Raw genomic sequence first — 21,200 nt, 5'->3', positions numbered from 1 at the left:
GTGCTGGCCGGGGCGGCACTGACGATCAGCATCCTGACGGGGTTCTTCAACGCCATCATCGGCTGAGAACTGTCAAAGCTAGTTGCATGACCGACCTGTCACATTTCTGCTTCGCCGGGGGTCATTCTTGGTGACCCCCCTCCACCGGGAGCGTGTGATGTGACGGATGAGCCGATTCTTCCAGCCGAGCGCTTCGAGCAGCAGCGCCCCAGACTACGTGCGGTGGCGTACCGGATGCTTGGTTCCTTGACCGAGGCCGAAGATGCCGTGCAAGAGACCTGGATGCGGGCCAGCCGCGCGGATCTCGGTGAGGTGGAGAACCTTGCCGCCTGGCTTACCACTGTTGTCGCACGGATCAGCCTCAACATTTTGCGCAGCCGACGGCGGGAGGAGCCGATGCTGCCGGAGCTGATCGTGGAGGCGGCCGGGGAGAGCGATCCTGCCGATGATGCGGTGCTGGCTGACGCGGTGGGGCTGGCGATGCTGGTGGTTCTGGAGACGTTGACGCCGGCCGAGCGGCTGGCGTTCGTGCTGCATGACATGTTCGCGGTGCCGTTTGAGCAGATTGCGCCGATGATCGATCGCTCCCCCGCGGCCGCTCGGCAGCTCGCCAGCCGGGCGCGGCGGCGGGTGCGGGATCAAGCGCCGGTTCCCGATCCGGACGTACGACGCCAGCGCCAGGTTGTCGATGCGTTCTTCGCTGCCTCCCGCAACGGCGACCTGGACCGGCTGGCCGAGCTTCTCCACCCCGACGTGGTGCTACGCGTCGACGGCGGCCGGACCCGCCGGCATCAAACCATGGTGGTGCACGGGCCGGACGAAGTCATGAAGCAGGCCCGCCTGGGCGCCCGGCTCAACGTGCGGCTCGAGCCGGTGTACGTCAACGGCGGGGCCGGCGTGGTCATCAACACCGGCAGCCACCCCCTGGCCGTCATGGCGTTCACGGTGGCGGACGGGCGCATCGCGGCCATTGACATCCTTACCGACCCGGAGCGGCTGAGCAGAAACTGAGAAAGTCAGGACGTGATCGCGCCGACCGCCACCGTCTCGTTGGACAAGTCGGGCAGAACCACGTGCGCGCCGGCCAGGGTCAACTCGGCCATGCGGGTACGGCCGGTGGCCACCGCCACCGCCAGCGCGCCGTTGGCCAGGGCGCCGGTGACGTCGTTGACCGTGTCACCGATGACGACCAGGTCGAACTTCTCGCCGTACTTGGCCTCGGCGCGTTCGCGGGAACGGCGGACCAGCGTTGCGCGTACCGCATCATCAGTGCCGTAACCACCGATCTCCGCGTCGAAAGCGTCCTGCAGGCCGAAGGCTGCGATCTTCGCGGCCGCGACCTCGGGCACGTTACCCGTGACCAGCGTTTGCACCACGTCCTCGCGCGCAGCCAGCGCGTCGAGCACCTGCCGGACGCCGGGCAGCAGCGCACCCTGCTCGGCGAACAGGTGGCGGGAGTCCTGCACCTCCTGCACGTAGCGGGCGAAGAAGCGTTCGGGGGTGCAGTCGGTGACGCCGTGGCTGGCGAAGGTCTCGTGGCACAGGTCCAGGTCGGTACGCCCGGCGAAGTCCGGAGTCATGGCCCACGGCTTGCCGGTCACCGCCGTGAAGGCGGTCTTCCACGCCTCCCCGGCCACCCCGCCTCCGCGCAGCAGCGTGTAATCGATGTCCCACATGACGAGCCGCCTCATGAGCCGGCCAGCGGCGTGCCGGCGAAAGCAACGAGCATGCCGTCATGGTCGCAGATTCAGCCGCGCCGCAAGCGGCCCAGCCAGGAGCGTTTCCTCGGCGCCGGGGCCGGTTCGGGATCCGGCGCGGCATCCCGCGGCGGGTTTGCCTGCGCTGACAGCACCTCGTTGGCCAGCGAGGTGACCGCGGGAACCATGTCCGGGGTGATCAGGACGAGCAGCGCCAGCGAGTCGAGGATCGTGACCACGCGGTGCTGCGAGGACTGCACCGCGTCCAGGAACCGGGTGGCGACGGTTTCGCGGACCTCCTCGCGGCAGCCCGGCTCCACCCAGGCGGCCACGACCAGCGCGTACAGTGCCGCCTCGGTGATCCAGTCCTCCAGGCCGAAGGCCAGCTCGGTCAGCAGTGCACGGTGGGCCGCGGTGTCGGTCGGGTGCCGGCGGCCCAGCTCGGCGGAGTGCAGCACCCCCAGGCACGCGAACACCTGCACGCCCCTCTCCCACCAGCCCGGCGGGAGGTCGGTGAGCGGCGGCGGCGGCGCGGGCGCGTAGACCAGCAGCGCCAGCAGGTCGTCGATCGGCAACTGCCCGAGCGGCAGGGCCTGGTCGTAGGCGGCGATCGGGTGCGCCCACAGCGGGCTGACGACCTGACGGATCAGATCACCGGTCTCCGGTCGCGGTGGCTGCACGGCCGGGGTCGCGATCATTTCCTGGTACGACCACAGCACGCGTCCCGGGCGCAACGGCTCGGTCAGGTTTCCCGGCTCCCCGGCGATGGCGATCTCGGTTCCGGGGAAGCGGCGGCGTACCACGGCCAGCGCGCTGGGCACCTCCAACCCGGACAGTTCGAGCCGGCCCAGCCCCTGCGCGTCCGCCGGGATCTGCGCGAGCACGTTGATGCACGCCTCGGTGGGACCGGCGGGCAGCCCCAGCCATGGCCGGCCCTGCGAGCAGTGTTCGAGCTCGTAGTGCTCGTGCCCGGCCGGTGGATGGTCACGGGTGTAATCGGCCAGCTCGATCAGGTGCCGGGCGTCGCCGTCGCGGTCGAAGCGCAGGCGGTGCAGGGTGTGCACCACGCAGTCGTCCGCCGGGTTGTGGGCGGCCGCCTCCTCCAGCAGCCGCTGCGCCTGGTCGAAGTCGCCGGTCTCGGCCAGCCAGTTCGCCAGATCCGCGCAAAGGTCCAACTCGGTGGGATAGCGCCGGTACGCATCGCGCAGCACCGCGATCCCGGCGTCGGCCTGTCCATCGGCTTTCAACGCGTAGGCGTACCAGACCATTGTCAGCTTGCTGGGCTCCAGCCGTACCGCTGCTTCGCCCCACGAGACGGCCTCGCCCGTGGCACCCAGCCGGCGGCCCAGTCCCGCCGCGGTGGCCTGCAGCATCGCTGCACCGGGGTGCGCGGCAACCGCGCGACGCGCCAGGTCGAGGTAGACGTCGTTGGCCGCGCGCACCGGGTCGGGGGCCGGGTCGCCGAGCGGGCGCATGACCGTGGTGAAGATCTGCGCGATGGTTTGCGGGTCCACGGTGGTGACGTCGAGGGCGCGGACCCAGCTGACGTCGGCCCAGGGTTTCCCGGGCTCGGCGGCGGTGGCCTGGGCGAGCATGCTGAGCGCCCGGGCTGGGTCGGCGGGGGCCAGCAGGTGGGCGTGCGCTGCGACCGTACCGATGAAAATGGGTTCTTCGATGGCGAAAAGATCGAGCACCGAGGCGCCGGCGCGCCCGGCCAGCCTCGCGAGCAGTTCATGCGCCTCGGGCAGGCCAGGGGTGAAGGCGAGGGCGCCCGCGAGGTGCGAGGCGGCGTGGTGGAGATCGTCCTCGGCCAGCGCGACGCGGGCGAGCGACAACTCGCCGTGCGCTTCCTCTACTGCAGAATCGGTGCCGGGCATTGCGCGAGGCTAGATCATGCGAGGTTGGCGAAGCGTAGCGGGTCCAGTCCTCGTCGGGAGCTTGGCGGATGGCCTCGCCGGCGATCTCCAGGTGGATGTTCGCTCCTCGGCCACGTCGGCGACACCCTGCGTTGACGACCGGCCGGGACATTGACGCCGTCATCCTTGCGATCACGGGAGACTCACCATGGGTCACGGCCACCACCACCCCCACGACCACGACGAGGCGTCCGCTGACGTCGCGCCCGCGCTGGACTTGAGCATCCCCGACAGCGAGCTGTCCCCCTCCGACGTGTCGCGCCGCGGCTTCCTGCGGGGAGCGGGTCTGCTCGGCGCCGGCGCGGCCGCTTCGGTGCTGGCGACCCCGGCGGCCGCTGCGGCCGCCGGGCTGCCGCACTCGCACGGTCCCGCCGGCGGCGGCACCCGTCAGGGCGGCTTCCAGTGGCTGGCCGGCGATCACCACATCCACACGCAGTACAGCTCGGACGCCCAGTACCGGGTCATCGACCAGGCCAAGCACGGCCGCGCGTACGGGCTGGACTGGGTGGTCATCACCGACCACGGCAGCGTTGCGCACGCCAAGATCGGCGTCGAGAAGGTGAACCCGGACATCCGGGCGACCCGCGAGGAGCTGCGGGACCTGCTGACCTTCCAGGGCTTGGAGTGGAACATCCCGGCCGCCGAGCACGCCACGGTCTTCGTGCACCCGGGCAAGAACGAAGTCGAGGTTCTCAAGCAGTTCGAGAACGCGTACGACGGCGCGCTGCAGCCCACCAACGCCACCGAGGCGCAGCTCGAAGCCACCGCCATCGCGGGCATCAAGTTTCTCGGTGAGCAGGTCCGCAAGCGCAAGGTCGAGGGCGCGCTGTTCCTGGCCAACCACCCGGCCCGCCGGGGCATCGACTCGCCGCACGAGATCCGCAACTGGCGTGACGCCGACCCCAGCGTGGCCATCGGCTTCGAAGGCGCGCCCGGTCACCAGGCCGCCGGTATCAAGGCGCCCAATGGCCGCGGCGGCGCGCGGGGCTACTACGACAACAACCCGTCGGCGGCGTCGTTCGCGGGTTACCCGCTGGAGACCTACCGTACGTGGGGTGGCTTCGACTGGATGACAGCCACGGTCGGCGGGCTGTGGGACAGCCTGCTCGCCGAGGGCCGGGCCTGGTGGATCACCGTCAACTCCGACAGCCACGTCAACTACCTTGACCAGTCGGACCGCGGGCCGGGCAGCGACTTCAACGCCAACGGCAAGTACAACGACCCGGTGTACACCGGCGTGGTCAACACCGGTGCGGGCGACTTCTGGCCCGGGTTCTATGGTCGTACATCGGTGGGCGCGACGTCGTTCTCGTACAAGGCGGTCATGGACGGCCTGCGCGCCGGCCGGGTGTGGGTCGACCACGGCCGGCTGATCAAGGGCCTCGACGCCCGGGTCCGGGTTGCCGGTGACCGCCGGTCGGCCACAGGCACGCCGCTGGGTGGCGTGCTGCACGTCAAGCGCGGCACTGCGACGGAGCTGACCCTCGACATCGATTTGCAGAACGTGCCGAACTGGCGCCAGTTCATCCCGGTGCTCAAGCGCGTCGACGTGATCGCCGGCTCGGGGACCGGCCCGGTGGCCGACAAGGACTCGTTCAAGGCCCCCGACACCAAGGTGGTCAAGTCGTTCGAGGTCTCCCCGACCGCCAAGTCGCTCAAGGTGACCTACTCGCTGGGCCGCCTCGACAAGCCGTTCTACCTGCGCCTGCGCGGCACCGACGGCAACCGTACCCAGCCCGGCCTGATGGGCCCGGCGGTCGACCCGTACGGCCCCGGACTCGACGTCATCGGCGACGCCGACCCGTGGGGCGACCTGTGGTTCTACACCAACCCCATCTGGGTGCTGCCCAAGTGACGACGCCGCCCTTCCCGGCGCTTACTGACCTCGACGGCCTCCCGGTCGTCGAGGTCAGCCTGGGCCATCGCGACACGGCTACGGCCGAGCACTGGCTGGCGTCGCTGCACCCGGCGCCGCTGCTGGCGTGCACGCATGTGGTCCGTACCCCAGCGCCGCACGTGGCCTGGTCGCTGGTGTTCGCCGGCTCGCTGCCGGACTCGTTGGCGGCTCAGGATTTGGCCGCTTCGGGGCCGCTGCGGGATGGGCGGGCGGTGGTCTTTCCGGGGTCGGCGGCCTTGACCGGTGACCTGCCGGTGGCGCAGGTGCTGGAACTCAGCGCCATTGACCGGGTCGAAGTGCTGGGGGGCGGTGCGGCGGATCCGGCAGCGCTGCTGCGGACGAACGACTTTGTCCGTCCGCTGCGGCGCGGAGGTGAGCTGGTGCTGACGGTCATGCCCGCCGCCGGGGACGTGCTGGTGCCGTTCGAGACGCGCAACCCCACGCCCTGCTGCGCCGACCACGCCTGACAGCTCCAGGCGCGCTTGGCTTCGCGCGCGCTGAGACTCACGCGCGCTGAGACTCAGATGTGCTGGGTCTCGGTGGTCGACGGGTGCAGCTCGGCGGTCGTCTCGGTGACGAACTTGCCGGTCGCGGTGCTGCGGTGCACCTCGCGGTCGCCAGAGGTGTGGTCGCCGCCGACGTGCTCCTTGGTGGTCGTCTTCGGGGAACGCTCGACGGTGCTGTCCTTGACGAACTTGCCTGTCTTGGCGCTGCGGTTGACCTCGTGCTCGGTGCCAGCCATGGAACACCCCTCCTCGTACATCGTCAATCACGTACATCATCAATATGGTGTCCTTGACGTGCCCGGCCCATCATCAGCCGAAACCGCGTTCGGCCAAAACACGGGGGATTCCATTGTGCAGATCGATCTCAGCGGCGTGAGCACCGCGCGCGAGCTCCACGCGGTGCTCAAGAGGGCCTTGGACTTCCCGGACTTCTACGGCCACAACTGGGCCGCGTTCAACGACGCGGTGACCGGCCTGGTCGAGCTCCCGGACGAGGTGGTCTTCCGGGGCTGGTCCCAGGTATGCGCCGCCCTGCCGAGGGACACCCGCATCATGCGCGAGATCCTCGACGACTTCGCCGGCACCCATACCGGCCAGCGCTTCTCCTACGAAGGCTGACAGTCTCGGCCCTTCACTGCGTAGCCCGCACCGGCGCACTTGTCGCGCAGCACGGCGAAGTCACCGGCCGAACCCATCTCCGCGAGTCCCTGCAGAACCCGCACCTGCTGGGCGCGCCGGGCCACTTCTCGCAACGCGGTGTTGACGGTCTCCTTCTTCGTCTTGGTACCGAGGAACATCGCCACCTCGGCCAAGGCTCGCTCGTCGATGTCGATGACGCTTCTGGTCACAGCCGCTCTCCTTACTCGTTGGGTCTACCGCGCTTGTTGAATCTGCCGCGCTTGTTGAACGTGCCGCGCTTGTTGGGTCTGGCGCACGCGTTCGCATCCTCAGACTAGGCATACAACTAGTAGGCGCGCAACAGCTAGTTACTAGTACAGTTAGCGCAGCAGTTAGCGGAACAACTAGCGCAGCAGTTAGCGCAACAGTTGGCGGAGGGAGTTACTTGCGCGGATGGAACACGTTGCGCCGCGGCCGGCGCTCACGGTCGATCCACGGCGGTGGCAGGAACTCCGGTAGCCGGTCTGCTCCCGTGCGTACCTGCCAGCCCGAGTCCGGCTCGTGAATCAGGTCGTGATGCCGCGAGCACAGGGCGACCAGGTTCGGCAGATCCGTGCCGCCGCCGTCGCACCAGGAGATGATGTGATGGACGTGGCACCAGCGCGCCGAGCGATCACAGTCCGGGAACGCGCACCCACCGTCACGCGCCAGCACCGCTCTGCGCAGCGGACCCGTCGCCTTCCGCCGCTTGCGGCCGGCGTACAGGATCTGCCCAACCCCGTTCAGCAGGAACGACACCACCTGGGCGTCACACGCCAGCCGTCGTACGGTCTGCGCGGACACCCGCTCACCGTTCTCCAACGTGCCGATGCCGATCTTGCCGGTCGCCGCATCCACCGTCGCGGTCAACGCCAGTTGCGGAAGCTCACCCCCGTTGCGCGGCAACTGCCCGGTGCGCAACGACAACCGGCCCACATCGACCAAGGCATCGGCCCGCCGCTGCGGAGCACTGCGCTGATCACCGGATTGCGGCTTGCACAACGGCTCCATGGCGGCATCGATCACCGCGGCATCCTCGACCGTCAGCGCCCCGCTCACCCGCACCAAACCCTCGCACGGCAGCCCGAGCGTGAACCCCCGCCGCGCCCGAGCCCGCTCCTCCTGACGCTGCAGGGCAACCTCGTTGGCGCGTTCGGCGATCTCCGGGGCAACATGATCGAGGATCCGCTGACCGAGCCGGCGCACCTGGAACGCGGGAAAGTCGGCGGCCAGGGTGATGAGCCGATCCTGGGCGGCCCGCACGATCTCGGCGTGCGACCGCTCATCGGTCAGGGTGCCGTCATCAACCTCGGCCAGGGTCTCGGGGATTTGATCGATAGTGGATGCGATCACGGCAGCTTGCCGGACATCGACCTGGCCATCGATCAACGCCTGGGTCACGGCCGGCCAGCGCTGCAGCAGCACCGCTCGCTTGGCGAGTTCGCGGGCCGGCGACGGGTCCATGTGCAGGACAGCCCGCAGCAGCCCCGCCGCATCACGCTCACCCAGCCGCGCGGGCACCTCGGTGGCCGACACCTGAGCCACCATGCTCACCATCAGCGCTCCGGCCGCTTGCTGCAGCCGGTAGGCGGCCTGCAAATGAGCCGGCCACTCCGAGTCGGACACCGACCACCAAGCGGACGCGGCGAGCTTGGCCACGTCCTGCCCGAGGTGCTCCAAGGTGTCCACCATGGAGGCCACTGTAGAACGTATGTTCGATAGCGACGAGTGGGTTACGTCACAGTGAAATCAGCGATGAATCCAGTCCCAACGCAGCGATGCGGGTAAATGTGTCACGTCGTCGAACTGCACCAGAGCCGAGGCCCTATAACCCTCAAGGCTGGGCGTCGCCGCGGCGGGCCAGGTGCAGCCGGCGGCTCACACCGGCGCGACGGGGTTGGGGATGGCGCCTCCGAAGCGGCGGTCGCGTTGGGCGTAGAGCTCGCAGGCGTACCAGAGGTGGCGGCGGTCGAAGTCGGGCCACAGGGTGTCGAGAAAGATCAGCTCGGCGTACGCGGACTGCCAGAGCAGGTAGTTGCTGGTGCGCTGCTCGCCGGAGGGGCGCAGGAACATGTCCACGTCCGGGATCTCGGGGTGGTAGAGGTAGCGCCGGATGGTCTTCTCGTTGATCTTGTCGGGTTTCAGTTTGCCGGCGGCTACGTCGCGGGCGATGGCGGCGGTGGCATCGGCGATCTCGGCCTGCCCGCCGTAGTTGACGCAGAACTGCAGGGTCAGCTTCGTGTTGTGCTGCGACTGCGCCTCGGCGGACTGCAACTCGGAGATGACGCTCTTCCAGAGCCGGCCGGCGCGACCGGACCAGACCACCCGTACCCCTAGATCGGTCAGCTCGTCACGGCGGCGGTGGATGACGTCGCGGTTGAAGCCCATCAGGAACCGGACCTCCTCCGGCGAGCGCTTCCAGTTCTCGGTGGAGAAGGCGTACGCCGACAGGTAGGGAATGCCCAGCTCCAGCGCGCCTTCGATGGTGTCGAACAGCGAGTGCTCGCCTTGCTCGTGACCCTTGGTCCGGGACAGGCCGCGCTCCTTGGCCCACCGGCCGTTGCCGTCCATCACGATCGCCACATGCTTGGGCAGCGCGTCCTTGGGCAGGCTGGGCGGCGTGGCCCCGGAGATGTGCGGGGTGGGCGGACGCGTCACTGGGACTCCCGTCGGTCAACAAGGGGAAGGGCGCGCAGGTTGCGCTCCATGTGCCACTGCAGGTGGGCGGCGACCAGGCCGCTGCACTCCCGCCGTACGGAAGGCTCGGTGCTGTCCGCCAACTGCCAGTTACCGCTCGTCAGCGCCGCCATCAGCGCGAGCGTCGCGGGCGCCGGATGGGCCGCACCCGGCGGGCGGCAGTCCATGCACACCGAGCCGCCGGCCGGCACCGAGAACGCGCCGTGCGGACCGGGCGTCCCACACACCGCACACTCGGTGATCGCCGGCGCCCAGCCCGCCGAGGCCATCCCGCGCAGCAGGTAGGCGTCGAGGACCAGGCTCGTCGAGTGTTCACCCACCGCCAGCGCCTTGAGCGCGCCCAGGGTGAGCTGGAACAGCCGCAGCGACGGCTCCCGCTCGACCGGGGTCAGCCGCTCGGCTGTCTCGGCGATGGCGCTCGCGGCGGTGTAGCGCGGGTAGTCCGCCAGGAACTTCTTGCCGTAGAGCGCGACCCCCTCGACCTGGCTGATCGAGTGCAGGTTGCTGCCCACCCCCTCAGGGGAACCGGCGAGCTGCAGGTCGATGTGGCCGAACGGCTCCAACCGGGCCCCGAAACGCGAGGTGGTGCGCCGCACCCCCCGCGCCACCGCCCGCAACCGGCCATGCCGGCGGGTCAGCAGCGTGATGATCCGGTCGCTTTCGCCCAGCTTCTGCACACGCAGCACCACCGCGTCGTCGCGGTAGAGCTGGCGTCGGTATCCGGCGTGCACCCGACCATTCTGCCTGGCCGGTACGACAGGAACCGACGAGACCCTGAGGCGGATATCAGGGTGTTCTCAGTGGGAGGACCGATGGCCCGGCTTGGCCCCGGCTCATAGCGTTGCCTCATGAAGTCGAGACTGATCCGGCGCACCGGTGCCGTCGCCCTCATCGCCGCCGTGACCGCGACCGCGCTCACCGGGTGCGAGCGAGGTTTCGGCGCCAAGCTGACCTACGACGACACCGAGAAGGTGAAGGTCACCGACATCATGGTGACCGGCAGCAGCGGCGACGTCGCGGTCACCACGGCGGCGGTCAGCGAGACGCGCATCCGGCGGATCGTGCGCTCCGGCGGTGACGATCCCGGACAGTCGTACTCGGTCTCGGGGACAACCCTGAACCTAAACACCAGCTGCGGGCGCAACTGCCGGGTCTCGTACGAGATCCAGGCCCCCACCGGCGTGCAGGTACGCGGGGAACTGCACGCCGGCGAGTTCACCCTGACCGATGTGGCCTACGTCGACGTACGGGTCACCTCCGGCGACGTCAGGCTGGAACGCGTCACCGGCGACGTGCGGGCCGAGGCGTCCTCGGGCAACATCGAGGTGCACGCGCTGAGCGGTGTCACCAGGCTGCACACGACCTCGGGCAACATCGAGGGCGACGAGCTGAGCGGCGGCAAGGCGGTCAGCGTCGAGGCCACCTCGGGCAACGTGAACCTGAAGCTGCGCCAGCCGGCCTCGGTGACCGCCAAGGTGACCAGCGGCAACGTCGACCTGATGGTGCCGGCCGGGGCCTACAAGTTGCGCAAGGACGCCGGCTCGGGCGAGGTCGAGAGCGACCTGACCAACGATGACAGCGCGCCGAACACCATCGACGTGAGCACCCGCAGCGGCAACGTCACGGTCGGCTCGCTGTGACGGCGGCCGGGGAGACCGGTGCGCTGGGCGGCAAGCACCGTGTGAACCCCTTCTAAAAGCCCAGCTTGCGTAGCTGCTTGGGGTCGCGCTGCCATTCCTTTGCCACCCGCACGTGCAGATCGAGGTAGATCTTGCGACCGAGCAGAGCCTCGATTTCGGCGCGCGACTTGGTGCCCACTTCCTTGAGGCGCGAGCCCTGCGTGCCGATCACGATCGACTTCTGGCTGTCCCGCTCGACATACACATTCGCGTAGATTTTGGTGAGGTTGCCCTCCACGAGCATTTCCTCCACAACAACAGCAATTGAATGCGGCAATTCATCGCGTACGCCCTCAAGTGCCGCTTCCCGGATGAGCTCGCCGATCAGGATCTGCTCGGGCTCCTCGGTCAACACATCGTCGGGGTACAAGGGGGGCGATTCGGGTAGATGCTGGATCAGCACGTCGACCAGCGTGTCCACCTGATGTCCGGAAACGGCGCTGACCGGCACCACCTCGGCGAAGTCGTACAGCCGGCTGACCGCCAGCAACCGCTCGGCCAGCACCGCCGGGCTCACCAGGTCGACCTTGGTGACCACGGCAATCACGGTGGCCTTCAGCTCGGCGATCTCGGTGGAGATGAACCGGTCCCCGGCGCCCACCGGCTCATCGGCCGGGAAGCACACCCCGATGACGTCGACCTCGCTCCACGTCTCGCGGACCAGGTCGTTGAGCCGCTCCCCCAGCAAGGTGCGCGGCCGGTGCAGACCAGGGGTGTCCACGAGCACGAGCTGGGCGTCGTCGCGGTGCAGGACCCCGCGGATGACGTGCCGGGTGGTCTGCGGCTTGTTCGAGGTGATCGCGATCTTCTGCCCGACGATCGCGTTGGTCAGCGTCGACTTCCCCGCGTTCGGCCTGCCGACAAAGCACGCAAAACCGGCGCGGTACGTGTCATTGCTCGCCGGACGCGCGGTGGCCGCCTTGTGGCGGTGCCGGCCAGGCTCGGAGGTCGTGGCCGGACGCGGCTCGCGGCGAGCCGGAGCTTTGGACGTACGGCGCTTGTCTCCGCCGCGCTTTTCTTCCTGGGTGCCACTCCGCTTGGCCGCCTGGCGTTCCTGGCGGCGCTGGGCGTTGCGTTCGCCGGGGGTCAGCTGGCGGTCGCTGCCGGGCTGCTGACCGCCGCGCGCCGCTCCACGCTCGCTAGGACGTTGGCGCGCGGAGCCGCTGCGGCCGCCCTCGGTGGGGGCGCTGTCTGTGGTGCGGCTGCTGCGTCCGCCGCCGGCCACGGGAGGTGCGCTCTTCCAGGTGCGGCTGTGCTTGGCAACCGGTTCGCCGCGCATGTTGACCGCACCGGTCCAGCCCGCCGCGCCCGGCTTGCTCTTCTCACCGCGCGCGGGCCGCTTGCGTTCCTCGTCCGTCACTGGGTCACCGTGCCCAGCAGCGATCCGTCCGGAGCCGCCACGTGAATGGGGGCTTCGGCGCCGAGATCGCGCACCGCGGCCTGACCCGAAGCGTCCAGCGTGTCCGCCTCGGTCACCACCGCCGCGGCCTCCAGCGACTTCGCGCCCGCGGCCACCGCCGACGCCACCGCGAGTTGCAACGCGGTCACCTGCAGGCTGGGCAGGGACACCGTTGCCGCCGCGTACGTACGGCCGTCCTGGTCTCGTACCGAAGCTCCCTCGGCCGCCGCCACCCGGGCGCGGGCGCCGCGAGCGAGCGTGACCAGCTTCGCATCCTCGGCGCTGAGGTCGGTCCCGGCGGGAATGGTCTGCTCAGGCATCGGCGTGCTGTCTACTTTCCTCGTTCTCGGGGTCCTCGTCGCCGTCGGATTCCGGCGATGGCGGCTCGACCCGGCGCACCAGCACCGAATCGATCCGGTTGCGGCGGCCGGTGGTGCCCTCCGCGATCAGGTGCAGCCCGCCCACGTCGACCGTCGCACCCGGGATCGGCACCCGGCCCAGCGTCTGGGCGAGCAGGCCACCGACGGTTTCCACCTCGTCGGCGGGCAGCTCGACGCCGAAGATCTCACCCAGGTCCTCGATCGGCAGCCGGGCGGTCACCCGCACCGCGCCGTCGTCGAGGTGGTCCACGGGCGGGCGCTCCACGTCGTACTCGTCGGTGATCTCGCCGACGATCTCCTCGAGGATGTCCTCGATGGTGACCAGCCCGGCCGTGCCACCGTACTCGTCAACCACGATCACCAGGTGGGTGCGGGCCGCCTGCATCTCCGACAGCAGGTCGTCAACCGGCTTGGACTCGGGCACGAACGTCGCCGAGCGCATCAGCTCGGCCACCGCCTCGGCCGGGGCCGCCGGGTCACCGTTCTGCGTGCGGCGGACCACGTCCTTGAGATACAGCACGCCCAGCACGTCATCGACGCTCTCGCCGATCACCGGGATGCGTGAGAAACCCGAGCGCAGGAACAGGAACAACGCCTGCTGCAGCGTCTTCGGCGCCTCGATCCACACCATCTCGGTGCGCGGCACCATCACCTCGCGCGCGATCGTGTCACCCAGCGCGAACACCGAGTGGATCATCTCGCGCTCGCCGTGCTCCACCACCCCGCGCTGCTCGGCCAGGTCAACCAGCTCGCGCAGCTCGACCTGACTACCGAACGGACCCTCGGGGAACCCCTTACCGGGCGTCACCGCATTACCGATGAGGATCAACAGCGAAGCCAACGGATTGAAGACCCTGCCGATCCACCGTACGAGCGGAGCAGTCGCCTTGCCCACCGCATACGCATGCTGGCGCCCCACCGTGCGCGGAGCCACGCCGACCACCACAAAGCTGACCAGCGTCATCGCGCCCGCGGTGACCAGCGCGGACCGCCACCCGACGCCCCAGCTGTCCACGGCCACGAGCGCCACCAGCGTGGTCGCCGTCAGCTCGCACAGCAGCCGCAACAGCAGGAGCAGGTTGAGGTGCCGGACCACGTCCCCGGCCACCGCGGCCAGCGCCGCCGCACCCCGCTGACCCTCGCGCGCCATCTCGGCGGCCCGCGCGGGCGAGACGGTGGCCAGCGCCGCATCAGTCATCGAGGCCAGACCGGCCAGGAACACCAGCACGATCGCGTAGACGATCAGCTGCAGATCGGGCAACCCGGCGGCCGCTTCCCCGGCCAGGATCGTTGTCGCTGAGGACGGGTCCATGGGTCTCAGCCGCCGGTCCGCCGCCCGGAACGCCAGCTCTGCAGCAGCCGGGCCTGCAGAGCGAACATCTCACGCTCCTCATCCGGCTCGGCATGGTCGTAGCCGAGCAGGTGCAGCACACCGTGTACGGTGAGCAGGTGCAGCTCGTCAGCCGCCGTGTGGTTGGCCGCGACCGCTTGCTTGGCCGCCACCTCCGGGGCGAGCACGATGTCGCCGAGCAGGGCCGGCTCACCCGTACCGGCCTCACCGGGGCCGTGGTCGACGCTGCCCTCGTCCATCGGGAAGGCGAGCACGTCGGTGGGCCCGTCGCTGCCCATCCACCGGTGGTTCAGCTCGGCCATGTAGTCGATGTCGACGAGCAGGATCGACAGCTCGGCGAGCGGGTTGACCCCCATCTCCTCGAGGGCATGCCGGGCCACCGCGAGAATCGCGTCGGTGTCGACCTCGACTCCCGACTCGTTGGCGATCTCGATGGACATGTGGTGCCTCTACCCCTATCTGAGATGAATGGATGAGCAGCCGGAACTCAGCGCCGGCGGTTGGGGCGGCCACCCGCGGCCCGGCCCGGCACCGCGTGCACCCCTTGACCGGCTTGCTCCTGCTCGGAGTCGTAGCGCGCATAGGCGTCAACGATCTCGGCGACCAGCCGGTGCCGGACCACGTCGGACGACGACAGCTCGGCGAAATGCACATCCTCGACGTCGCGCAGGATCTCCCGCACGATGCGCAGCCCACTCGTGGTCCCACCGGGCAGGTCGACCTGGGTGACGTCACCGGTCACCACGATCTTGGCCCCGAACCCGAGCCGGGTCAGGAACATCTTCATCTGCTCGGGAGTGGTGTTCTGGGCTTCGTCCAGGATGATAAATGCATCGTTGAGCGTCCGGCCACGCATATATGCCAGGGGCGCCACTTCGATGGTGCCCGCCTGCATGAGCCGGGGGATCGTCTCGGGGTCGAGCATGTCGTGCAGGGCGTCGTACAGTGGGCGCAGGTACGGGTCGATCTTCTCGTTGAGCGTGCCGGGCAGGAAGCCGAGCCGCTCGCCGGCCTCGACGGCCGGACGGGTCAGGATGATCCGGTTGATCTGCTTGGCCTGCAGGGCCTGCACGGCCTTGGCCATGGCGAGATAGGTCTTGCCGGTGCCGGCGGGGCCGATGCCGAACACGATCGTGTTCTCGTCGATGGCGTCGACATAGCGCTTCTGGCCCAGCGTCTTGGGGCGGATGGTGCGCCCGCGCCGGGAGAGAATGTTGAGGGTGAGCACCTCGGCGGGCCGCTCGGCGGTGCCGGCCTCAAGCATGGCGGCGGTGCGCCGGACCGCATCGGTGGTCAGGGTCTCGCCCTTCTCGATAAGCTCGATGAGCTCGGAGAAAAGCCGCTCGGCCGTCGCGTTGTCAGCGGGGGCGCCGGTGATGGTGATCTCGTTGCCGCGCACGTGGACATCGCTCGCGAGGGTCCGTTCGACGAGCCGCAGAATCTCGTCCTTGGGTCCGAGCAGGTTCACCATGATCTTCGGATCGGCGACCGAGATCTTGGTCTGGACCCGAGCGGCAGCGCTGCTGTGGTCGGTGCCGGTCATAGGGGCGGCCGTACGGCCTACGCCACCTGCTCTCTGTACTCGTTCCCGCAGTCGGATCGTGCCATCGTATCCGCTCGGGCACAGCGTCGCCGAGGCCATTACCACCCCGATCCGGGGTCATCCCGCTCACGTCAGCCCACAGGGTTCCTCGGCGGCACGCCGCAACTCCTCCTGGACGCGCGTCAGGGACCTTCGCTGACGGGGATGCCGTCGAAGGTCTCCTGCGTACGGGTGAACCGGTAGGTCGCCCAGTGCATCCGGACCACCACCCCGTTCTCGTCTCGGGTCAGGCGTAGGAGTTCGCCCGCCTCGCGTCCCGAGACCGTACGCAAGATATCCGGGTTGTCGGTCGTGGGGCGAAAGATCGAGGGTGGGCGGTCGGCTGCTGCGTCGGCGGCTCGGGCCTGGAGGGTGCCGTCGTGCCAGGAGAAGATGTGCTGGAAGCCTTCTCCCCACCACGGTCCCAGGATTGACCGGTACGCGGCCGGTGCCGCGGCTCCCGGTTTCCAGGGGTGGATGTCCGCCGGGTCCTCCTCGACGGCGATGCGCAGCAGCTCGTGGACCAGGTCGATGATCTCAACGGCGGTGCCGGAGGAGCCGAGGACCGCCGCGCCCAGCGCGCCGGGGTTGCCCTCACCGCCGCGGCGGCCGTAGACGCCGGACAGGAAGCCGGGCATGGCGCCGTCGTGGCCTATGTGCATGGTGCGTTTGCCCTGGGGTTCCAGGATCAGCCCGAGGCCGAAACCGCCGGCCCAGTTTGCCTCGTCGGTGGTGGTCAGCGGCCAGCGCATCTCGTCGAGGGTGGCCGGGGACAGGATCAGCGCGTTCGGGTCGATGATCTCCGGGCTGGTCAGGAAGGCCGCCCAGCGGGCCATGTCGGCGGCGGTGCTCCAGAGTTGCGCGGCCGGTCCCGCGCCGCCCAGGTTGAGCTGGGGTTCGGGGCGGGCGGCGTCGGAGTACGCGTCGACCAGATAACCGACCGCTGCCGCTTCGGTGGGTTCCAGGGTGGTGGACTTGAGCCCGAGGGGTTCGAGGATCTGTTCGTGCAGCACCGACGCCCAGCTACCGCCGCGCAGGTGGGCGACGAGCTGGCCGAGCACGGCCACGGCCAGGTTCGAGTAGTGGTAGCGGCGGTTGCTGGGCAGCACCCGTTCCACCCGGGCCAGATCGTCGAGCAGTTGCCGGTCGCCGGGCGCCACCAGGGTGTCCCAGACATCGCCGTACGGTTCGCGCTGGTAGCCGGAGGTGTGGGACAGCAACCGGCGGAGGGTGGCGTCGCCGTGAGCCGGGACGTCCAGGTGCGCGGACACCGGGTCATCAAGGTCCAGCAAGCCCTCGTCGCGGGCCTGCATCACCAGCACGGCGGTGAACGTCTTGGTGACCGAGCCGATGCGGAAGCGGCTGTCCGCGCTCAGCGGGTGCGCGGCGTTGCCCGAGTCGCCGAGGGTGAACGTCCACAGCCCGCGGTCGGCGCGGTGCAGCGCCACGGACAGGGCCGGGATACGCCCGTCGGACTGGGCGCGGCGGGCGGCCCGTTCGAGGTGGCGCTGAGCAGCGGCGGTGGCGCCGGGCGAGGAGGTCACGCGACTGATCCTAAGCTGGTGGCATGACAGGTCGAGCGATTCTGGTGACGGGTTCCTCCCGCGGTATCGGGCGCGCGGTGGCGCAGCTCTTCGCGGCCGGCGGCGACCGGGTGGCGATCCATCACCGGAACTCCGCGGCGCAGGCCGAGGCGCTGCGCGCGGAGCTGGGTGCGGGGCACGTGGTGGTGCAGGCCGACATGGGCGATGCCGAAGCGGTACGACGGATGGTCGACGAGGCGGCCGAGGCGCTGGGCGGGCTCGATGTGCTGGTGAACAACGCGGGCATCTACGGCATCCGCGAGCGGGAGCATCCGGTGTTCGGCACCAGCTTCGAGCAGTGGCAGGCGGCATGGCAGCGCACCTTCGACGTCAACTTGTTCGGGGCGGCCAACGCGGCTTGGGCTGCTGCTCAGCACATGCGGGAGCGGGGTGGACGGATCATCAACGTCTCGTCGCGCGGGGCTTTCCGGGGTGAACCGGAGCAGCCTTCGTACGGGGCGAGCAAGGCGGCTCTGAACGCGATGGGACAGTCGCTGGCCGTCGCGCTGGCGCCGTACGGCATCGGCGTTGCTGCTGTTGCTCCGGGGTTTGTCGAAACCGAGATGGCCGCCGCGCATCTCAACGACGCGATCCTGGCGCAGAGCCCGTTCAACCGGGTGGCGCGGCCCGAGGAGATCGCGGCTGCGGTGCATTGGCTGGCCTCGCCCGAAGCGCAGTGGGCCAGCGGATCGATCCTCGACCTGAACGGCGCTTCCTACCTGCGCACGTAAGATCCTCGATATGGACGAACTGCTCAAGCAGCTGACCCTGGAAGAAAAAGTGTCGCTGCTGGGCGGCCAGGATTTCTGGTCTCTGCCGGCGATGCCGCGGATCGGGCTGCGCTCGCTGGTGATGTCGGACGGGCCGATCGGCGTGCGCGGCACCGGCTGGGCTCCGGAGGATCCGTCGATCGCGTTGCCCTCGCCCACCGCGCTGGCTGCGACGTGGGATCCGGCGCTGGCCCGCACCGCCGGTCTGCTGCTGGGACAGGAATCGCGGCGCAAGGGCGTGCATGTGCTGCTCGGCCCGACCGTGAACCTGCAGCGTACCCCGCTGGGCGGCCGGCACTTCGAGTGCTACTCCGAGGACCCGTTGCTGTCCGGGGAGATCGGTGCGGGGTTCGTCGCGGGTGTGCAGGCGCAGGGAGTTGGCACCACGGTGAAACACCTGGTGGGCAACGACTTCGAGACCGAGCGGATGACTGTTGACGTGCGCATCGGCGAGCGGGCGCTGCGCGAGGTCTATCTGGCGCCGTTCGAGCGCATCGTCAAGGCCGGCGCGTGGGGCGTGATGAGCGCGTACAACGGCGTGAACGGGCTGCCGATGGCTTCGAACGGGCCGCTGCAGCAGGGTGTGCTCAAGGACGAGTGGGGCTTCGACGGGGTCGTCGTGTCGGATTGGCGGGCGGCCCGCGACACGGTGGGGGCGGCGCTCGGCGGTCTGGACATCGCGATGCCCGCGCTGGAGAACCCGTGGGGTCCGAAGCTGGTCCAGGCCGTTCACGATGGCAAGGTCGCCGAGGACCTGATTGATGACAAGGTACGGCGGGTGCTTCGCCTGGCCGAACGGGTCGGCGCGCTCGGGTCCGCCGAGCGCCCGCAACTCGAGGTGCTGGACGGCGACGCGGTCGCGCGCGAGGTTGCCGCGCGCTCGTTCGTGCTGGCCCGCAACGAGCACTACGCCCTGCCCCTGGAAGCCGCCGCGCTGACCCGGATCGCGGTCATCGGCGCGCTCGCCACCGACGCCCGGGTGCGCGGCGGCGGCAGCGCCCAGGTGACCCCGCCGCACGTCGTGTCACCGCTGGAAGGTTTGGTCCGCGCGCTGCCCGGCGTTGACATCGCGCACGCCGTCGGCGCCGATCCGCGGCCCTTCCTGCCCGCGCTGGCCGGGCCGGCCGAGGTGACGCTGCTGGGCGCCGGCCACACGTTTGAGGTGCCGGCCGCGGCGGTGCGCTGGATCGGCGACCTGCCCGGCGGGGTGGCCCCGGATCAGGTGAGCGGGCTGGAGCTGGCGACCACGTTCACCCCGGTGGAGGATGGTGAGCACACGTTCGCGGTGTCCGGGTTCGGCAGCTTCCAGCTATCGGTGGGTGCGCAGGAGTTCGCCATCGGGGCGTTGCACCCGGCCGGGACCGGGCGCGCTGATCTGCTGCTGGCGCCCAAGGAGCAGCGGGTCGTGGTTTCGCTGACTGCGGACGTACCGGTGGAGGTGCGGTTGCGGCAAAGCATCCAGCCGGGTCTTGCGCACACGGTCTCCGCGACGCTGGGTCATCAACCGCCCGGCGTGTCGGCCGAGGGGATGCTCGCCGAGGCCGAGAAATTGGCCCGCGAGTCCGACGTTGCGATCGTGGTTGTCGGGACCACCGAGCAGGTCGAGTCGGAGGGCTTCGACCGCACGTCGCTGGCGCTGCCGGGCCGCCAGGACGAACTGGTGGTACGGGTGGCCGCGGCGAACCCGCGCACGATCGTGGTGGTGAATGCGGGCTCGCCGGTGCTGCTGCCGTGGGCCCAGGACGTGGCGGCCATCGTGCTGACCTGGTTCCCCGGCCAGGAAGCGGGCGCGGCGCTCGCCGATGTGCTGCTGGGGGTCACCGAGCCGGGTGGGCGGTTGCCGGCCACCTGGCCGCGCCGGGAGCAGGACTGCCCGATCTACGCGGTGCAGCCCCGCGACGGTGTGCTCGGCTACGACGAGGGCGTGTTCCTGGGCTACCGGGCATGGGACCTGGCCGGCACGCCGCCGCTCTACGCCTTCGGGCATGGGCACGGCTACACGACCTGGGAGTACGAGTCACTGGTAGTGACCGCCACCGAGGCTGTCGTCACGCTGGTGAACACGGGCGCCCGTACGGGCCGTGAGGTGGTGCAGCTCTATGCCGGACCGTCGGGCCCCGCGCCCGCCGGTGTCGGGCGGCGCGGCGTGGTGCCGCAACGCCCGTCGCGCTGGCTGGCCGGTTTCACCCCGGTCGAGGCGCACCCCGGCGAGAGCGTGACCGTGCGGATCCCCCTGCCCGAACGCACCTGGCAGGTCTGGGACGGCGGGTGGCACACCGTGCCGGGGACGTACGCGGTGACGGCCGCGCACGCCCTCGACGATCCGCGTCTGACCGCGACGCTGACGCTGTAGCGGCTCAGCCGGCCGCGGTGACCACGAGGTCCAGGCCGGCGGCGCTGTTGGTCCAGGTCACGGAGTAGCCGGGCCATTCACCTTCGAGGCGGCCGTCGGCCTCGGTGGTGCCCGACATCCGGGCGCTGAGGGCGCCGGGCACCCCGAGGGTGGTGAACACGCAGGTCATCTGGGTCTCGTCGAGCCCGATGGCGTGCTTGGAGCCGGTGCCGGCGCCGTTCACGCTCAGCTTGGTGTTCTTGTCGGAGAGCTTGAGGCCCTCCTTGCCGGGGTCACACTTGTCGACCGCGGTGAGCATCGGATCGGCCTGCGCGTCGGCCACGGGGTTCGGTGTGTTCGAGTCACTGCCGCTGAACAGGCGCGGTCCGACGACCACAGCGAGGGCTACTACGAAGACGGCGAGGAGCACCCAGGGAAGGGGACTTCGCTTTCTCCGGGCGGAAGGGGGCGATTCTTGCAGGTGCGTCATGACACGTCCTTGGCGCCGAGGGGGAGGGATCAACGCGAGGACGAAGTTTCCTCCATGTATCGCCGCAAGTACAACGATCATGTCGGCACTTCGGCTGAACGGATGAGTCGACAGTGGAAAATAGGCCCATCCGACCCCCCTGGCCTCACAAAACCGCAGGCAGCACGCCCAGTAACCGAACTTTCAAGCGGACACCCATCAATGCATGCTGTGTTCTGCAAGATATCCGGCAAGAAACAGGTGTTTCGCAAGAATTCCCGTGAA

Annotated in this window: 20 protein-coding genes and 1 pseudogene; 7 read left to right on the top strand and 14 right to left on the bottom strand. The window is 69.5% G+C overall.

Annotation, left to right across the window (positions count from 1 at the left end; all coding sequences use genetic code 11):
• Window positions 1-159: 159 nt before the first annotated feature.
• Entirely contained in the window at window positions 160-1,011 is an 852-nt protein-coding gene (locus TFC3_RS07440) for a sigma-70 family RNA polymerase sigma factor (protein ID WP_255363751.1), read from the top strand.
• Window positions 1,012-1,016: 5 nt separating this feature from the next.
• On the opposite strand, the gene TFC3_RS07435 is transcribed toward TFC3_RS07440, so the two are convergent.
• Entirely contained in the window at window positions 1,017-1,676 is a 660-nt protein-coding gene (locus tag TFC3_RS07435) for an HAD family hydrolase (RefSeq protein ID WP_082771909.1), read from the bottom strand.
• Window positions 1,677-1,747: 71 nt separating this feature from the next.
• Complete coding sequence (locus TFC3_RS07430; protein WP_067497269.1) at window positions 1,748-3,574, bottom strand: lipopolysaccharide assembly protein LapB; 1,827 nt, start codon at window positions 3,572-3,574, stop codon at window positions 1,748-1,750.
• A 187-nt stretch (window positions 3,575-3,761) separates the two neighbouring features.
• Between TFC3_RS07430 and TFC3_RS07425 the strand changes: the two genes are divergently transcribed.
• Both TFC3_RS07425 and TFC3_RS07420 read left to right on the top strand, forming a co-directional pair.
• Entirely contained in the window at window positions 3,762-5,468 is a 1,707-nt protein-coding gene (locus TFC3_RS07425) for a PHP domain-containing protein (protein WP_067497267.1), read from the top strand.
• Complete coding sequence (locus tag TFC3_RS07420) at window positions 5,465-5,977, top strand: hypothetical protein (protein WP_067497260.1); 513 nt, start codon at window positions 5,465-5,467, stop codon at window positions 5,975-5,977. The genes TFC3_RS07425 and TFC3_RS07420 overlap by 4 nt, the downstream gene beginning before the upstream one ends.
• 53 nt (window positions 5,978-6,030) lie before the next feature.
• Here the strand turns inward: TFC3_RS07420 and TFC3_RS07415 are convergent, their stop codons facing one another.
• The gene (locus TFC3_RS07415) at window positions 6,031-6,252 is read right to left on the bottom strand and encodes a hypothetical protein (RefSeq protein WP_067497258.1); all 222 of its coding nucleotides are present in this window, start codon (window positions 6,250-6,252) and stop codon (window positions 6,031-6,033) included.
• 115 nt (window positions 6,253-6,367) lie between these two features.
• Here TFC3_RS07415 and TFC3_RS07410 point away from each other — a divergent pair, with 115 nt between their 5' ends.
• Window positions 6,368-6,634: a barstar family protein gene (locus tag TFC3_RS07410; protein WP_201787129.1), complete on the top strand. Its 267-nt coding sequence runs from the start codon at window positions 6,368-6,370 to the stop codon at window positions 6,632-6,634.
• On the opposite strand, the gene TFC3_RS07405 is transcribed toward TFC3_RS07410, so the two are convergent.
• The 4 genes from TFC3_RS07405 to recO all read right to left on the bottom strand — a co-directional run bounded on the left by TFC3_RS07405 (window position 6,622) and on the right by recO (window position 10,101).
• A complete protein-coding gene (locus tag TFC3_RS07405; RefSeq protein ID WP_067497256.1) occupies window positions 6,622-6,864 on the bottom strand; it encodes a type II toxin-antitoxin system VapB family antitoxin in 243 nt (80 codons plus the stop codon). The two genes, TFC3_RS07410 and TFC3_RS07405, sit on opposite strands and share 13 nt — an antisense overlap.
• A gap of 211 nt (window positions 6,865-7,075) precedes the next feature.
• Complete coding sequence (locus tag TFC3_RS07400) at window positions 7,076-8,365, bottom strand: HNH endonuclease signature motif containing protein (RefSeq protein ID WP_067497254.1); 1,290 nt, start codon at window positions 8,363-8,365, stop codon at window positions 7,076-7,078.
• A gap of 186 nt (window positions 8,366-8,551) precedes the next feature.
• The gene (locus TFC3_RS07395; protein WP_067497252.1) at window positions 8,552-9,331 is read right to left on the bottom strand and encodes an isoprenyl transferase; all 780 of its coding nucleotides are present in this window, start codon (window positions 9,329-9,331) and stop codon (window positions 8,552-8,554) included.
• Window positions 9,328-10,101, bottom strand: coding sequence for a DNA repair protein RecO (gene recO, locus TFC3_RS07390; RefSeq protein WP_082771907.1), 774 nt, complete (start codon window positions 10,099-10,101; stop codon window positions 9,328-9,330). Before recO ends, TFC3_RS07395 begins: the two co-directional genes overlap by 4 nt.
• A 117-nt stretch (window positions 10,102-10,218) precedes the next feature.
• Here recO and TFC3_RS07385 point away from each other — a divergent pair, with 117 nt between their 5' ends.
• The gene (locus tag TFC3_RS07385) at window positions 10,219-11,010 is read left to right on the top strand and encodes a DUF4097 family beta strand repeat-containing protein (protein ID WP_082771906.1); all 792 of its coding nucleotides are present in this window, start codon (window positions 10,219-10,221) and stop codon (window positions 11,008-11,010) included.
• A 52-nt stretch (window positions 11,011-11,062) separates the two neighbouring features.
• Here TFC3_RS07385 and era read toward each other — a convergent pair.
• From era to TFC3_RS07355, 6 genes and pseudogenes are all read right to left on the bottom strand, one after another.
• Window positions 11,063-11,935 (bottom strand): annotated as a pseudogene (era, locus tag TFC3_RS07380) (GTPase Era); the annotation flags it as partial.
• Between the two features lie 470 nt (window positions 11,936-12,405).
• On the bottom strand, window positions 12,406-12,768 hold the full coding sequence (locus TFC3_RS07375; RefSeq protein ID WP_067497248.1) for a cytidine deaminase: 363 nt from the start codon (window positions 12,766-12,768) through the stop codon (window positions 12,406-12,408).
• A complete protein-coding gene (locus TFC3_RS07370; protein ID WP_067497243.1) occupies window positions 12,761-14,140 on the bottom strand; it encodes a hemolysin family protein in 1,380 nt (459 codons plus the stop codon). The genes TFC3_RS07375 and TFC3_RS07370 overlap by 8 nt, the downstream gene beginning before the upstream one ends.
• A gap of 5 nt (window positions 14,141-14,145) precedes the next feature.
• The gene (ybeY, locus tag TFC3_RS07365) at window positions 14,146-14,619 is read right to left on the bottom strand and encodes an rRNA maturation RNase YbeY (protein WP_067497241.1); all 474 of its coding nucleotides are present in this window, start codon (window positions 14,617-14,619) and stop codon (window positions 14,146-14,148) included.
• Window positions 14,620-14,666: 47 nt separating this feature from the next.
• Entirely contained in the window at window positions 14,667-15,722 is a 1,056-nt protein-coding gene (locus TFC3_RS07360) for a PhoH family protein (protein WP_067497237.1), read from the bottom strand.
• A 182-nt stretch (window positions 15,723-15,904) separates the two neighbouring features.
• Window positions 15,905-17,305, bottom strand: coding sequence for a serine hydrolase (locus tag TFC3_RS07355; RefSeq protein WP_067497235.1), 1,401 nt, complete (start codon window positions 17,303-17,305; stop codon window positions 15,905-15,907).
• A gap of 23 nt (window positions 17,306-17,328) precedes the next feature.
• On the opposite strand from TFC3_RS07355, the gene TFC3_RS07350 reads away from it, so the two are divergent.
• Together TFC3_RS07350 and TFC3_RS07345 are read left to right on the top strand one after the other, a co-directional pair.
• The gene (locus TFC3_RS07350) at window positions 17,329-18,075 is read left to right on the top strand and encodes an SDR family NAD(P)-dependent oxidoreductase (protein WP_067497233.1); all 747 of its coding nucleotides are present in this window, start codon (window positions 17,329-17,331) and stop codon (window positions 18,073-18,075) included.
• A gap of 10 nt (window positions 18,076-18,085) precedes the next feature.
• On the top strand, window positions 18,086-20,467 hold the full coding sequence (locus TFC3_RS07345) for a beta-glucosidase (RefSeq protein ID WP_067497231.1): 2,382 nt from the start codon (window positions 18,086-18,088) through the stop codon (window positions 20,465-20,467).
• Between the two features lie 4 nt (window positions 20,468-20,471).
• Here TFC3_RS07345 and TFC3_RS07340 read toward each other — a convergent pair whose 3' ends face one another.
• Window positions 20,472-20,876, bottom strand: a complete 405-nt coding sequence (locus tag TFC3_RS07340) for a hypothetical protein (RefSeq protein WP_067497230.1) — start codon at window positions 20,874-20,876, stop codon at window positions 20,472-20,474.
• Window positions 20,877-21,200 lie beyond the last annotated feature (324 nt).

The sequence above is a fragment of the Actinoplanes sp. TFC3 genome, from assembly GCF_001553785.1.
GTDB lineage: Bacteria > Actinomycetota > Actinomycetes > Mycobacteriales > Micromonosporaceae > Actinoplanes.
The sequence above is the reverse complement of the archived record's forward strand: the minus strand, read 5'-3'. Positions and strand labels throughout refer to the sequence as shown.

Bases quoted from the DNA above. Each gene is read 5' to 3' on its own strand.
- TFC3_RS07435 (WP_082771909.1), bottom strand. From the start codon at position 1,676: ATGTGGGACATCGATTACACGCTGCTGCGCGGAGGCGGGGTGGCCGGG.
- TFC3_RS07430 (WP_067497269.1), bottom strand. From the start codon at position 3,574: ATGCCCGGCACCGATTCTGCAGTAGAGGAAGCGCACGGCGAGTTGTCG.
- TFC3_RS07425 (WP_067497267.1), top strand. From the start codon at position 3,762: ATGGGTCACGGCCACCACCACCCCCACGACCACGACGAGGCGTCCGCT.
- TFC3_RS07415 (WP_067497258.1), bottom strand. From the start codon at position 6,252: ATGGCTGGCACCGAGCACGAGGTCAACCGCAGCGCCAAGACAGGCAAG.
- TFC3_RS07400 (WP_067497254.1), bottom strand. From the start codon at position 8,365: ATGGTGGACACCTTGGAGCACCTCGGGCAGGACGTGGCCAAGCTCGCC.
- TFC3_RS07385 (WP_082771906.1), top strand. From the start codon at position 10,219: ATGAAGTCGAGACTGATCCGGCGCACCGGTGCCGTCGCCCTCATCGCC.
- TFC3_RS07375 (WP_067497248.1), bottom strand. From the start codon at position 12,768: ATGCCTGAGCAGACCATTCCCGCCGGGACCGACCTCAGCGCCGAGGAT.
- TFC3_RS07370 (WP_067497243.1), bottom strand. From the start codon at position 14,140: ATGGACCCGTCCTCAGCGACAACGATCCTGGCCGGGGAAGCGGCCGCC.
- ybeY (WP_067497241.1), bottom strand. From the start codon at position 14,619: ATGTCCATCGAGATCGCCAACGAGTCGGGAGTCGAGGTCGACACCGAC.
- TFC3_RS07360 (WP_067497237.1), bottom strand. From the start codon at position 15,722: ATGACCGGCACCGACCACAGCAGCGCTGCCGCTCGGGTCCAGACCAAG.
- TFC3_RS07350 (WP_067497233.1), top strand. From the start codon at position 17,329: ATGACAGGTCGAGCGATTCTGGTGACGGGTTCCTCCCGCGGTATCGGG.
- TFC3_RS07345 (WP_067497231.1), top strand. From the start codon at position 18,086: ATGGACGAACTGCTCAAGCAGCTGACCCTGGAAGAAAAAGTGTCGCTG.